Genomic DNA, 14,583 nt, shown 5'->3' with positions numbered 1-14,583 from the left:
TAATTTTTCTAAAATTTTTTTATGAACATATAGTTTATTCTATTTTTTTCTGTAAATATTCAAATTTTTCTTTATAACATCAATTATTCTGAACATTTTAAAACTATTTATACTAAAAATTTTAGAAATATAACTGGGGTAAACTATGGCAACACAACATGTAACACTGATGATAACAAGTACATTCTATGATATGTTCGGAGAATATTACTATTTCATAAAAGAGGTCTTTCCTTATCTAAAGGAATACTGCGCAAAGCATGATATTCATCTATATTACAGGGATGTTGCCTTTTCATTGCTTAACGATTACTCAGACAAAAGCATAATCCTTGATGATTTCAGATCAATCGATTTCGACAGGACATTCTTCATATGCTTCAGGGGCCATAAGCTAGGATGGAAGCCGGACCATATGAACGTCAACGGGCTGACAATAGATGAGTATCCTGAGCTTGTAGACTATGTTGGAAACGTTTCAATAACCGAACTGTCAATAATGCATGCCCTGCATCCATTTGCCAAATTCGAAAATGACAAGCCAATTGAACTGGGTCCTGTAAAGCATGCACTGTTCTACTTTAGAGATTTTGACTTTTCAGATGATTTGTCAAAAACCCAGAAGATGTTTTTCACAAATATGTGTGATGAAGACAACAGAAGTGTCCATGATCTGGAAATTGCAAAGGCAAAAGATCTGATTTTTGAAGTAAAAAGGGATTTCGATAAAAAAGATGATGCAGATATCAGGATAAGATATTATCAGGGATTCTGGAACAGGGACCTTGATATGCATGAGGTATTTTTAAAATATGCTGAAGAGTACTCCAGGCTGACCAATATGGACCTGAGCATGTTCATAAAGACCCATGAAAAGAACATGTGCTATGATTATAACGGATGTCTTGACGGTTTTGAATATGAAAACAAGCCTTTAAAGGAAATTCTTATAGCAGATATCATTGAGGGGCTCAAAAAGGAATATCCTGAGAATTTCTGCGAATAGCTCATTTGAAAATATTTATATACTTTTTTTTAAATAATATCTTTCAATCATTACACGGAGAGGTATGATGAAAAAGGATTGGGAAGATATTAAGGTTTCAAGAAAAAGCTCTCAAAAGGTTTATTTTGAATCCACATTTCTTCAAAACATTTCAGACAGCATTGACTTTTTAAAGCAGGAAGCTGATGTGGTGTTAAAGGAATTGGATAGTGACGAATTTAAAGAGCGAATTGAAGAGATGGATTTGGAGGAATTCAGTGAAGGAGCCATTGACCAGATAGACGATGTTTTATGTGACATTTCCGAATTCAAGGACGAAGTCATCAGCGGTGAGGATGTTCCGAATTTCATAAGCGAACCTTCTCTGAATGCCAAAGTTGCATTGAACATGGATGCTGATTATGTAAGAAGGGCTGAAAGAAAACTGAAAAGGGCAGATTCTGTAAATGAACATACATCCAGGCAGACAGTAAACAGCAGGGTCATTCTGTTATGTAACAAGGCAATTGAAGTGAACAGATTAAATCCAAAGGCATATCTGCTTAAGGGAAAAGCTCTTGTAAATCTCAAAAGTTATGATGAAGCTATTGAGGAGTTCATAACATGCCTTGCATTGGATGAGGATAATCTTGATGTTAGACTGGAAATTGCAGATGCAAACAGGCTAAACGGGGACTTTGAAGATGCAATAAATGTCTATAACTCTGTATTGAAGGTTGATGACGGTTCATTTGAAGCATTCAGAGGAATTGCATTAACATATTATGACATGGAAAAATACGCTGATGCAGTAAAATTTTTCGAAAAGGCAAATTCAATATTCGCCCTGGACGATGATGACAAAAAGCTTTGGGATGAATGCTTTAACAGATAATTCATTTTTTTTAAAGTATAAGGTTGGTCGTCCAACCCCATACTCCAATTTTTTAGAAAGATCATTCATTCTATATTTTAATTCTGCATGATTCATGTAAAGATTTGGGGATTAATCTTCACAATAATACCTTGAACCTGATTTTATATAAGTTTTTGTTTTAAATAACTTCAATCAAACCTTTTATCAATATTCAAGCAGTGTTAAAGCAATATTTTGTAAAATGTTTTTTTCATCAAATCCAAAACAAGTTTAACTGATGCCTAACAGATTGTTATCTGGTGTTAACAAATGGACGGTAAAATCGAAATTGCCTCAGACAGGATTATTCTTTTGGATTTTTTTCACACATTGATTAAAAATGATGATGACCATGCACGTAAGGAGATTGAAGTGCGTGAATACGATACCGATTTGATTGACTTAATCAAGGATAATTATGTGATAATAATTTCAGCATGTCCGTATTCCAAGTCATTCAAGGCCCTCAGGCACCTCAAGGAAAAGACAGGATATAAACCTGATGAAGCATACTGGAACTTCGGACGTCATCCTCCGGCATTGAAAAAATACTGGCTTGAAGAGGAAATAATTCCAAGATTCGGTGATGATACTGAAAAGCTGCTCTCCATCGAGTCAAACAGATACTCCCGTTTGACCTACAGGCAGTTCAACATTGAATCAAGGCCGAAAAGTGACTTTTTATAACTAATTTTTTCTTAACATTATTTTTTTTTGAATGAAAAGCTATTTTCTATATTTGTTTTTTAATTTTAATTAAAAAATTTTTAATAATTCCAATTTTAAGGTAACTTTTATATATCTTTTTGAATATACTTATAAATACTTAAATAATTTAAGTAACAATCCAAAAATGAGTGAAATATATGACAAACGAAGACTTTGCACAAAAGATTAAAGACATAAGAGCAAGACAAGACATGACAATCGAAGAGCTTTCCGAGAGAAGCGGAGTAAAGCTTGAAGTCCTCAAGGCAATGGAAAACGGTGAGGTAATCCCTTCACTTACACCATTAACAAAAATGGCAAGGGCTTTAGGAGTCCGTTTAGGAACATTTCTCGACGACACACCTGAACTCGGACCGGTAGTTACAAGAGGCGGAAAAACCGAAAACTCACTTTACTTTTCAGGACGTGAAGACGTAACCAACGCAACAAATCTTGAGTTCCACTCCCTAGGTGCGGGAAAAATAGACAGAAACATAGATCCTTTCATAATCGACATTGACTATGAAGAAGGCGAAAAGGAACTTTCATCCCACGAAGGCGAAGAGTTCATCTATGTACTTGAAGGAGAAATAGAAGTAATTTACGGAAAGGACACATTCACAATAGGTAAAGGAGACACTATCTTTTACGATTCAGTAGTGCCACACCACCTTCACGCAAGCGGAAACGACAAGGCTAAAATATTAGCAGTACTCTACACTCCATACTAATCATTAACGAGAGGCTTGATAATATGTTTAAATCAGAATTAAAATATGAAGTATTTGGCAAAATGAACCTGTTTACTCATGAGTTGGGATTGTTGCAGTTGCGTTTAAACATATTGGGCCAGGAATTGAAAACAACAAACATTAACGGAGGAGTATAAAATGAGTGAACTATTTACAGAATTACCGCTAGGAAAATTTTTCGAATCAATGGTTGAAAAACAGCCAGATCATGAATTTATCGTTTATCCAGACAGAAACTTAAGATTTACATACAAGGAATTTGATGAAAGAATAGACAATCTTGCAAAAGGAATGCTAGCTATAGGAATTGAAAAAGGAGACCACGTTGGAATCTGGGCAAAAAACGTTCCGGAATGGCTGACATACATGTTTGCAACAGCAAAAATAGGTGCAACAATCGTAACAGTAAACACAGCATACCAGTCACACGAACTTGAATACGTTCTAAAACAGTCAGACATGAAGGCACTGGCAATGACCGACGGCTTCAGGGACACAAGCTACTTTGACATTATAAACGAACTTGTACCGGAACTTAAAAGCTGTGCAAGAGGACATCTTATTGCTGAGAAATTCCCTCGCCTGAAATTCATTTTCCACGTCGGTCAGGAAAAGCACAGGGGAATGTACAATACAAATGAATTAATCTTATTAGGAATGAACTACGATGACGATGAATACCAGAAGATTAAGGATTCAGTCTCACAGTATGACGTAATCAACATGCAGTACACATCAGGAACAGAAGGATTCCCTAAAGGAGTAATGCTTACAAGCCGTAACATCGTAAACGACGGTTACTACATCGGAGAAAACATGAACTACACTCCTGATGACAGATTATTACTGCAGGTACCTCTTTTCCACTGCTTCGGTACAGTTTTAGGAGTAATGGCAGTCATAACCCACGGCTCCACAATGGTTGTGCTGGAAGAGTATGACCCTCTTTTAGCCATTTCCTCAATCCAGAAGGAAAAATGTACATCAATCTACGGAGTTCCTACAATGTTTATAGGAATGATGAACCATCCTATGTTTGAGATGTTTGACATGAGCTCACTTAGAACTGGAATCATGGCAGGTTCAACATGTCCTGTTGAAACAATGAAGGATGCAATCGAAAAGATGAACATGAAAGAGATTACAAGCGTATACGGCCTTACAGAAGCTGCACCAGGATTTACACAGACAAATGCTTCCGATTCATTCGAGAAAAAAATCAATACCGTAGGGCGCAAGTTCCCGAATATTGAAGTAAAGATTGTAGATCCTGAAACCGGAGAGGAACTTGGACCTGGTGAAACCGGAGAGATAATGTGCAGAGGTTTCAACGTAATGAAAGGATACTACAACATGCCTGAGAAAACCGCCGAGACAATCGAGCCCGACGGATGGCTTCACTCAGGAGACCTTGCAACAGTTGATGAAGACGGTTACTACTCAATCGTCGGACGTATCAAGGACATGATTATCAGAGGAGGGGAAAACATCTACCCTCGTGAAATCGAAGAGTTCCTATTCACTCACGAATGTGTTCAGGACGTTCAGGTTGCAGGAATTCCGGATGAAAAATACGGTGAAATCGTCGGAGCATTCATCATCAAGGAAGAAGGATTTGATGACGTTACAGAAGCGGACATACGTGACTTCTGTATAGGTTCCATTGCAAGATATAAGGTTCCGAAATACGTTTTCTTTGTAGATGAGTTCCCGCTTACAACAAGTGGTAAAATCCAGAAGTACAAACTGGGCGATTTAGGTCTGGAACTTCTTGAAAAACGCAGGGAAAATGGAGAGCTGTAGCTCTTTAATTTTTCTTATTTTTTTATTTGACAAGCCTAAATATGAAGACTTTTCAGATTTGAAATTCCAAATTGAAAGTCATTCAAAATTTTTATTTTTTTAAAGGATAACTTGTTTTTTTTCAAAAATTATTGATGTTTATGTTTACTTTTTTATTTGTTTGTACTAACTTGTGTTTAATGCAAAGATTTCATTATATTGGCGAATATTGCCTTAAAAATTTCATTAGGATAGGAATTTGACTTCACTTCAAAAACTTTTGAAATTGAATATGGCACTTCAGATTTAAAAATCCCCTTAATTTTGTGATTCTGCATTTTTTTTTGATTTATATGAAGCATTTTAATGGATGATTGTATTGGAGGATTTATTTTCCATTATAATTTTTTTATCACAGGTTTTTTCATCAGGAACGCATTAAACCAATATTTTCATACATCACTATTTTTGTCTTTGATCTTATTCTATCTGATTGAGAAATTATTTTTTGATGAATCAGTCTTTAAAATATTTAAAAATGTTGTAGTAATGTATATTTTTAATATTTATTTATTGGACTTTTGTTTAATATCTGTCTTTAATTTTAAAATAAGGGATTATATGATATTTAAGAGATTATAAAGCTATTTGAATGTCTGTTTCACTATGTTTTAATGAAAAAAATTAATGAATGTTTTTATTTGTTTAAATAGGGATTTTAATTGTCTTTTGATTTTGGATTAGATATGGCATTTATCTGATTTTTTTTGGGTTGTTGGTGTTAAAACTGACTATTATATATGTAAAATAAATATGTCATATATATACGCTTATTTACTGTTAAAGCTAATACAAAATATGTAAATTTATATATATATTTTTTATTCATGTTATTTAAAATAAGACAATAATTCAATATTTACCGTATATTTATGAACATATACAAATAATATATATTTCGTTAATATTTGTGTAAAAAATTATATGTTAATTTACAATTGTCTGGACTTGTTCTAGACAGGTATGATAAATTTGATTTATTATATGTGTAAGTAAAAAATTGTATTACAAAGGAGGAGATAATATCAATAAAAAAATAGAAAAAACTATTTTGTTTATTTTGATATTATTCTTGCTCGTATCTTTAGTGGGAGTAGTTAGTGCATCTCAGGATTCAGCAATGAATAATACGATATCGATGACAACGGGCGGTGATGGAACACTGCTCGAGCTGCAATCCATTAATAATGATAAATTGTCCGCCACACATGATTTGTCCGGTTCAACAGTTCAGGACATAAGAAATTTATTTGATTCCGGAACTGTTCAGGAAGGGGACACCATATATTTGGGAAACCAAAGTATCTCATCCAGTTGGAGTGAATGGGATGCAAACCAAGTAATTAATGTTAATGTGGCTAATGTGATTATTTCCGGTGGAACAAGTGATAATCCAGACGGATTTTCAACAATTGACGCTAATTCAGCTAAAGTGTTTAACTTTAATGCTGCCGGAATAACATTGAACAATGTTAAAATTATAAATGCCCATGGCGGGCAGGGACCGGGGTCTGCAATAAATATCGGTGCTTCAGATTGTACAGTAAACAATTGTGTATTTGACAATTGTGAAGTGGCTCAAGGTGGTGCTATTTACGCATCCGCTACCGCTTCAAATACAAAGATTACCGATTGTAACTTTACAAATAATAAAGCTAGATGGGGCGGATCCGGTGGAGCAATTTATTTTGCAGGTTCCGATAATGAAATTGATGGTTGTAATTTTGAAAAAAACTCTGCAGAAGGTAGTTATGGTGCAGTTTATAGTGCCGGAAACCTTGCAATTGCAAATTCCAATTTCAACCAAAACAGTGCTAGTAATTATGGTGCAGTTTATAGTGGAGGAACTATAACAGCAAGAAATTCCAACTTCACCAGTAATAAAGCAACCCGATCTAATGGTGGTGCAGTATATGCTGGTGGGGATAATTCATTAATAGACAACTGTAACTTTATCGGTAACGAAGTAACTGCAGGATATGCATTTGGTGGTGCAGTTGAAATCGACGGTTCAGATTCAACAATTACCAACAGTAATTTTGAACAGAACAGCGCAGGACACGGTGGTGCTGTAAATATTGAGGCATCAGGTGTTGCTATTGAAAACTGTAATTTCACTGATAATAGCGCTGCTACTGGTGGTGCAATTAGTGTTTACCATGATGATGCTACTATAACAAATTGTGATTTTACAGATAACTCTGCTACAAGTCAAGGTGGAGCTATCTATATTGCTGATGACTGTCACAATGCGCAAATGACAGATTCTAATTTTGTAGACAACAATGCTATTACTGGAAAGGCTATTTATGCTGACGGTAGTGGTGACGGAAAAGTAACAAACTGTGATCTTGGAGGAGTAACTGATTTAAGCGTTAGTGGAGGATATCCAAAATTAACATTTACATTGTCAATTGACTACTCAAACATTGTTGTAGGAAATATTGATGGAGCATCTGGTGGCAACGGCTCTAAAGTTCCATTACCTGACGAAGAGATTCAAGTGGAAATCCGTAATAGTAATGGTGATTTAGTTGACACTGTCTCAGGTGTAACTGACAGTAACGGACAGATAACCTATGATTACTCACATCTTCCAAAAGATACCTACACTTATACCGCAACTTATTTAGGCGGTAAAACAAAAGAGGGTACTTTTGGTATAATAGAAGTTGAGGGTAATGGATTTTCAGATATTCAAAGGGCAATCAACAACGCACAACCGGGAGACATCATTTTCCTGAAAAATATCACTTATCTAAATGATATTGATAGAACTATGGTCATTGACAAAACAATTTCAATAATAGGTACTGATGGAACCGTCTTGGATGCGGAAAAAGAATCAAGAATATTCACAATCAATGGTGGTGTCAATAATGTGGTTCTCGACCATATTAATTTCATAAATGGTAATGTCGCTGAAGGCGACGGTGGAGCAATTTATGTTGGGGTAAATTCAAATAACTTCAATGTGCTCAATTCAAATTTCACAAACAACCATGCGGACGGCGCTGGCGGTGACGGTGGTGCAATTTATGTTGCTGGAGGTTCCAATAATGGTGTAATAAGCAATGTGAGCTTCACAAACAACACTGCTGATATCGGTGGTGGAGCTGTCAAAATCCAAAACGGTAATGAATGGAATGTATATAACTCCACATTTATCAACAACACTGCATACGGTAATGGTGAAGATGCCGGTAGAGGAATCGAAAACGGTGGAGGAGCTATTTGGTCATGTTATGGTGAAGTTGAAATACATAACTCTACATTTACAGCCAACAAAGGTACCTATGGTGGTGCATTAAGAGGACCTTTCATCACTGAAGATTCCGAATTCTATGACAATGTGGCTACCAACGGTAACGGTGGTGCTATTGATGTGACTATCGATACATCTTATGTTCAACCGCCTGTTCTCAGATATGTTAACACTACTTTTGTTAACAATACTGCAAAAGGAGACCGTGGCGATGAGCGTGCTCAAGGTGGAGCTGTTCACATGTATTCAATTGACCATGTAGAAATCCTTGACAGTGAATTTTACAACAATACTGCTGACAGGGGTGGAGCAATAGACTTATATATTATTAACACAGTTAATGTGGACAATTCCGTTATTGAAAACAACACCGCTACCTCAGAAGGTGGTGGATTGTACATCAACACTACCGATACTCCAAGTACATTCACCAATTCCGAAATCTCCAATAACCATGCAGGTACTGAAGGTGGAGCTATTTGTCTTGTTGCAAATGGTGCTGTATTTGAAAACGTGACTTCAGTAAACAACACTGCTGCAAAAGGAGGTTCCGCATACATCGAAGGTAATGATACTTTAGTCCAGAATTGTACTTTTAACAACAATAAGGCAATTTTAACAGAACAAGAGAACTCAGGTGTTGGCGGGGCATTGGATATTGTAGGTAACGACTGTCATCTTTTCAATGTTACATCAGACAACAACATCGCTTACCGTGGTGGAGCAGCATTCATCAGGGGTAACAACATATTGGTTATGGATTCCAGTTTCGACAACAACAACGCTACCCTCAGGGGTGGAGGATTGAACATTGCTGGTGACGGATGCCAAATCATCAATGTTAATGTATCCAATACAATGCATTTGACAGTGATGAGAAAGATTCTGGTCTCGGTGGAGGTATTTACATTGTAGCTGATGGAACACTCTTAAGGAATGTAACTGCTGATAACAATGCTGCTAAAAATGGTGGTGGAGCATTCATTGATGGTGACAATGTAATTATCGACAACTGTACCTTAAGTAACAATAGGGCTATCTACAATGAAAGCCAAACCAATTCATCAGGTCTCGGTGGAGCACTGGACATTTTAGGTAATGGATGTAACGTTACAAACGTAACATCATTTAACAACAGTGCTTACCGTGGAGGATCCACTTTCATTAGGGGTAACAACACCTGTGTTGAAGATTCTAAATTTGACGGTAACAACGCTACCCTCAGGGGTGGTGGTTTGAACATTGCTGAATGTGAAAACTGTACTGTTACAAACGTTGAAATCATCAACAACCAGGCCGGTCTTATGGGTGGTGGTATTTACGTAGTTTCCGATGGAGCTCAATTTACAAATATCACTGCTGACAACAACCAGGCTGAACGTGGTGGGGGAGCTTTCGTTAACGGTACCAATGTAACTATTTTGAATTCAGAATTCAACAACAACAAGGCTATCTTCAATGCAAGCAATCCTAACTCAACCGGTCTCGGTGGAGCATTGGACATTGCAGGTAATAACTGTTACATTAATAATACACACTCCAACAACAACACCGCTTACCGTGGTGGGTCAACATTCATTAGGGGTGACAACACAGTGATTGATAACTGTAACCTGGACAACAACACCGCAACCCTCAGGGGTGGTGGTTTGAACATTGCAGGTGACAACTGTACAGTTAACAATGTTAGTGTATCCAATAACAAGGCAGGTACCATGGGAGGTGGTCTCTACATCATGTCCAACGGTACAAACATTACTGGAATCATTGCGGACAACAACACTGCTCAACGTGGAGGATCTGCATTTGTCAACGGTACTAATGTGATTGTTAAAAACGGAGAATTGAACAACAACAAGGCTATCTATAACGGTACCGATAACACCGGTTTAGGTGGTGGATTCGACATTGTCGGTGACAACATCTTGGTTGACAATGTTCACTCAAACAACAACACTGCTTATCGTGGTGGTTCCACATTCATCAGAGGTTCAAATGTGACTGTTCAGAACTGTAACCTGGACAACAACACCGCAGAAATCAGAGGTGGAGCATTGAACATCGGAGGAGGAGACAACTGTAAGGTAATTAATGTCAGTGTGTCAAACAACCGTGCTTCCGAAGAAGGTGGAGCAGTATATGTAGTTGGTGATCATGCATTCTTCGATAATGTAAACTCAACCAACAACACTGCTATGTATGGTGGTTCTTCATATGTTGCTGGAAACAATGTAACAGTTCAGAATTGTGACTTGGACGGTAACAATGCTACTACTGCAGGTGGTGGATTGTATGTTGAAGGAAATGAATGTAATTTTGTAAATACTAGTCTTTCAAACAATCATGTTACCGAAGATTATGGTCAAGGTGGAGCTGTATATGTTGATGGAAATCATAACACATTCACAAACGTTACTTCAGTAAACAACACTGCAGATTTCGGTGGTTCCACATATATTGTAGGTGATTACACACTTGTACAAAATTCAACAGTACATAATAACACTGCTATTTTTGGTGGTGGTGTGAACATTGAAGGTGATTATACTACATTCGTTAACAATAACATTACCTTCAATAAAGCCATAGATAGTGAAGATTCATCCTATCCTGCTGGTGGTGGTATTTATATTCAAACATTATTTGGTAATGAATTGAATTTCACCAATAACAATATTTCATCTAATTATGCTCAGGACAACGGTGGTGGAGTATTTATCTTTACTCTGGGTGGAGACATTTACTTTAATGAAACATATGCATTTAACAACACTGCAGAAAATGGTGGGTTCTGTCATATTATGATGGCAGACCATGTGCATGTTTCAGACTCTGCTTTCATCAATAACAGTGCTACTGGTGATATATCCATAGATAGAGGTGAAGGTGGAGCTTTCCACATTTCAAGTACAGAGTATATTGATATTGAAGGTGATTTCGTCAATAACACTGCTACAAACGGTTCTGCAATTTATGTTGAGGATTCTACATTAAGAGTATACAATTCAACTTTCTTTGATAACCAGGCAAAATCTTACTACTTGCTTGCTGCTCCTAAAAACGGAACAACATATCAAGTTGGTGACGATAAGATTGTTAGTTTCAGCCACATTGGTGGGGACAATATAGCTAATGCAATTCATAATAGGGGAGGTACAAGTGATATTACAATAAGAAATATCACATTCCCATTCTATCACAATGGCGTTGAGGAAATAAGAACAACTCCAAACGAAGACCTCATTCCAGTTTTAGGTTATGAAAACTTCGATGGTACTAATATTTACTTAGATGATTTGGAAGACAATCAGGTAATCTATTATGAAGTTTATGACAATGAAACCGGTAAGCTAATCAAAAATGGTTCAGCAAGAACCGATATCAACGGTTCCATAGATATTAACCTTACTGATTTAGGCGTTGGAGTTTATCTCATCAAAGCATGGTACAACGAAACATTATACTACACAGAAATCAACAATGAAACGATCATTATTGTTATTGATGATCAATGTGACCTTGTTATCAACAAGACTGTTAACATAACAGGAATATATGTTGGAGACTCAGTCGCATGGAATATTACTGTAGTAAACAGCGGTTCTAAAGTTGCTGAAAATGTTTATGTTAAAGACACAGTTCCAAATGGTCTTGAAATTGACTTGACCAAATTGCCTGAAGGTTGTACAGCTGACGGACAAAATGTAATTTGGAATATCGGTTCCATGCAGCCTAAAGAGCAAAGATCAATTGTCATTATTACAAAGGCTTTAACTAATGGTACATTCGTGAATGTCGCTGTTGTAAACACTACAAGCAATGAGACAAACACTACAAACAACAAGGCAAACAATACCACTGTTGTTTATCTTCCGAACATGACCATTCAAAAGATTACTTTGAACAAGACTGTCTATGTCGGAGAAAATGTCACATTCGAGATAGTGGTTAAAAACGTTGGGGACTGCAATTTATCCGATGTGGTCGTTCGTGAATTCTTCGATTCTACTGAATTAGAATACTTAGACTACACAAATAAGGATAAATGGTCAAATACAGCAACAAATGTCTTTGAATATAATGGTATTTTAACCCCTGGTGAAAGCGCTAGCTTCACTGTAATATTCAAAACATTAGTTAACGGAACATTATTAAACACTGTTAACGTAACATCCAATGTAACCAAAAACAAAACTTCTGAAAACACTACAAGAGTATATCAACCTAATTTAACTGTTGAAAAGATTGCTTTAAACAAGACTGTTTATGTCGGAAATGAAACATTCTTTACAATTGTTGTTAAAAACGTAGGTGACTGTGATTTAAGTAACGTAACTGTTACTGAAATATTCAATTCATCTGAATTCGACTCACTACGTTTGGTTGTACCTAACGGCTGGTCCATGAATGGCTTGATATTCACTTATGGTGACGTTTTAGCAAATGGTTCCAGTGCAAACTTCACTGTCGGTTTAATTACTAAGGTGAACGGTACTTTACTTAACAATGTAACTGCTAAATCTAATGTCACTGACCCTGTGAATGACACTGCAAATGTCACTGTTTATCAGCCTAACATGACTGTTGAGAAAGTAAGTTTAAACGTTACTGACTTTGTCATTGTTAATGATACTGTTGCGTTTAATATTACTGTAATCAACACTGGTGATTGTGATTTAGGTAATGTTACTGTTACTGAAATCTTTGATGATGGTGAATTGAGTTATATTGATCATTCTGATAAGGCTGTTTGGGTCAAATCAGGTGATGTATTCACTTATCAAGGAACTCTTGTCAAAGGTGGAAATGCAACATTTACTGTTTACTTTAAAGCATTGACTAATGGTACTTTAGTAAACAATGTTACTGCAAGATCTAATGTAACAAATGATACTAATGACACTGCTAATGTGACTGTTTACAGTCCTAACATGACTGTTGAGAAAGTAAGTTTAAACGTTACTGACTTTGTCATTGTTAATGATACTGTTGCGTTTAATATTACTGTAATCAACACTGGTGATTGTGATTTAGGTAATGTTACTGTTACTGAAATCTTTGATGATGGTGAATTGAGTTATATTGATCATTCTGATAAGGCTGTTTGGGTCAAATCAGGTGATGTATTCACTTATCAAGGAACTCTTGTCAAAGGTGGAAATGCTACATTCACTGTTTACTTTAAAGCATTAACTAACGGTACTTTAGTGAATAATGTTACTGCTAAATCCAATGTAACAAATAATACTAATGATACTGCTAATGTGACTGTGTACAATCCTAACATGACTGTGGAAAAAGTAAGCTTGAACATTACTGACTTTGTTGTTGTGGATAACACTGTTGCGTTTAATATTACTGTAACCAACACTGGTGATTGTACTTTAGGTAAAATGAATGTTACTGAACAATTCAATGCTGACGAATTTGAGTTTATCAAGATTGTTGGTGCTGATTGGACTGCATCTGATGACAATATGACTTTCTTCTATGGAAATGACCTTGTCAAAGGTGCTAATGCTACATTTACTATTTACTTCAAAGCTTTAGTTAACGGTACTTTAGTAAATAACGTTACTGCTAGGTCTAATGTAACCAATGATACTAATAGTTCTGCTAATGTGACTGTGTACAATCCTAATATGACTGTGGAAAAAGTAAGCTTGAACATTACTGACTTTGTTGTTGTGGATAACACTGTTGCGTTTAATATTACTGTAACCAACACTGGTGATTGTACTTTAGGTAAAATGAATGTTACTGAACAATTCAATGCTGACGAATTTGAGTTTATCAAGATTGTTGGTGCTGATTGGACTGCATCTGATGACAATATGACTTTCTTCTATGGAAATGACCTTGTCAAAGGTGCTAATGCTACATTTACTATTTACTTCAAAGCTTTAGTTAACGGTACTTTAGTAAATAACGTTACTGCTAGGTCTAATGTAACCAATGATACTAATAGTTCTGCTAATGTGACTGTGTACAATCCTAATAGGACTGTGGAAAAAGTAAGTTTGAACATTACAGATTTCGTTGTTGTGAATGACACTGTTGCGTTTAATATTACTGTAACTAATACAGGTGATTGTGTTCTTGGTGATGTGACTGT

The 14,583-nt window shown here is 36.1% G+C and carries 8 protein-coding genes; all 8 read left to right on the top strand.

What is annotated here, in order from left to right; genetic code table 11:
• The first annotated feature begins 145 nt into the window (after positions 1-145).
• The gene (locus tag E7Z81_RS07705; RefSeq protein WP_292745998.1) at positions 146-1,006 is read left to right on the top strand and encodes a hypothetical protein; all 861 of its coding nucleotides are present in this window, start codon (positions 146-148) and stop codon (positions 1,004-1,006) included.
• Between the two features lie 67 nt (positions 1,007-1,073).
• Positions 1,074-1,880, top strand: a complete 807-nt coding sequence (locus tag E7Z81_RS07700; RefSeq protein ID WP_292745997.1) for a tetratricopeptide repeat protein — start codon at positions 1,074-1,076, stop codon at positions 1,878-1,880.
• A gap of 291 nt (positions 1,881-2,171) precedes the next feature.
• On the top strand, positions 2,172-2,588 hold the full coding sequence (locus tag E7Z81_RS07695) for a hypothetical protein (RefSeq protein ID WP_292745995.1): 417 nt from the start codon (positions 2,172-2,174) through the stop codon (positions 2,586-2,588).
• A 179-nt stretch (positions 2,589-2,767) separates the two neighbouring features.
• Positions 2,768-3,340, top strand: a complete 573-nt coding sequence (locus tag E7Z81_RS07690; protein ID WP_292745994.1) for a helix-turn-helix domain-containing protein — start codon at positions 2,768-2,770, stop codon at positions 3,338-3,340.
• 23 nt (positions 3,341-3,363) lie between these two features.
• A complete protein-coding gene (locus tag E7Z81_RS07685; protein WP_292745992.1) occupies positions 3,364-3,498 on the top strand; it encodes a hypothetical protein in 135 nt (44 codons plus the stop codon).
• Position 3,499: 1 nt separating this feature from the next.
• A complete protein-coding gene (locus E7Z81_RS07680; protein ID WP_292745991.1) occupies positions 3,500-5,164 on the top strand; it encodes an AMP-binding protein in 1,665 nt (554 codons plus the stop codon).
• A gap of 1,039 nt (positions 5,165-6,203) precedes the next feature.
• Positions 6,204-9,383 carry a right-handed parallel beta-helix repeat-containing protein gene (locus E7Z81_RS07675; RefSeq protein ID WP_292745990.1) on the top strand — a complete coding sequence of 1,060 codons (3,180 nt, stop codon included), beginning with the start codon at positions 6,204-6,206 and terminating at the stop codon, positions 9,381-9,383.
• Positions 9,384-9,703: 320 nt separating this feature from the next.
• A partial coding sequence (locus tag E7Z81_RS07670; protein ID WP_292745989.1) for a hypothetical protein occupies positions 9,704-14,583 on the top strand: 4,880 nt, incomplete at its 3' end.

The sequence above is a fragment of the Methanobrevibacter sp. genome (assembly GCF_015062935.1).
Taxonomy (GTDB): Archaea; Methanobacteriota; Methanobacteria; order Methanobacteriales; family Methanobacteriaceae; genus Methanocatella.
The sequence above is the reverse complement of the archived record's forward strand: the minus strand, read 5'-3'. Positions and strand labels throughout refer to the sequence as shown.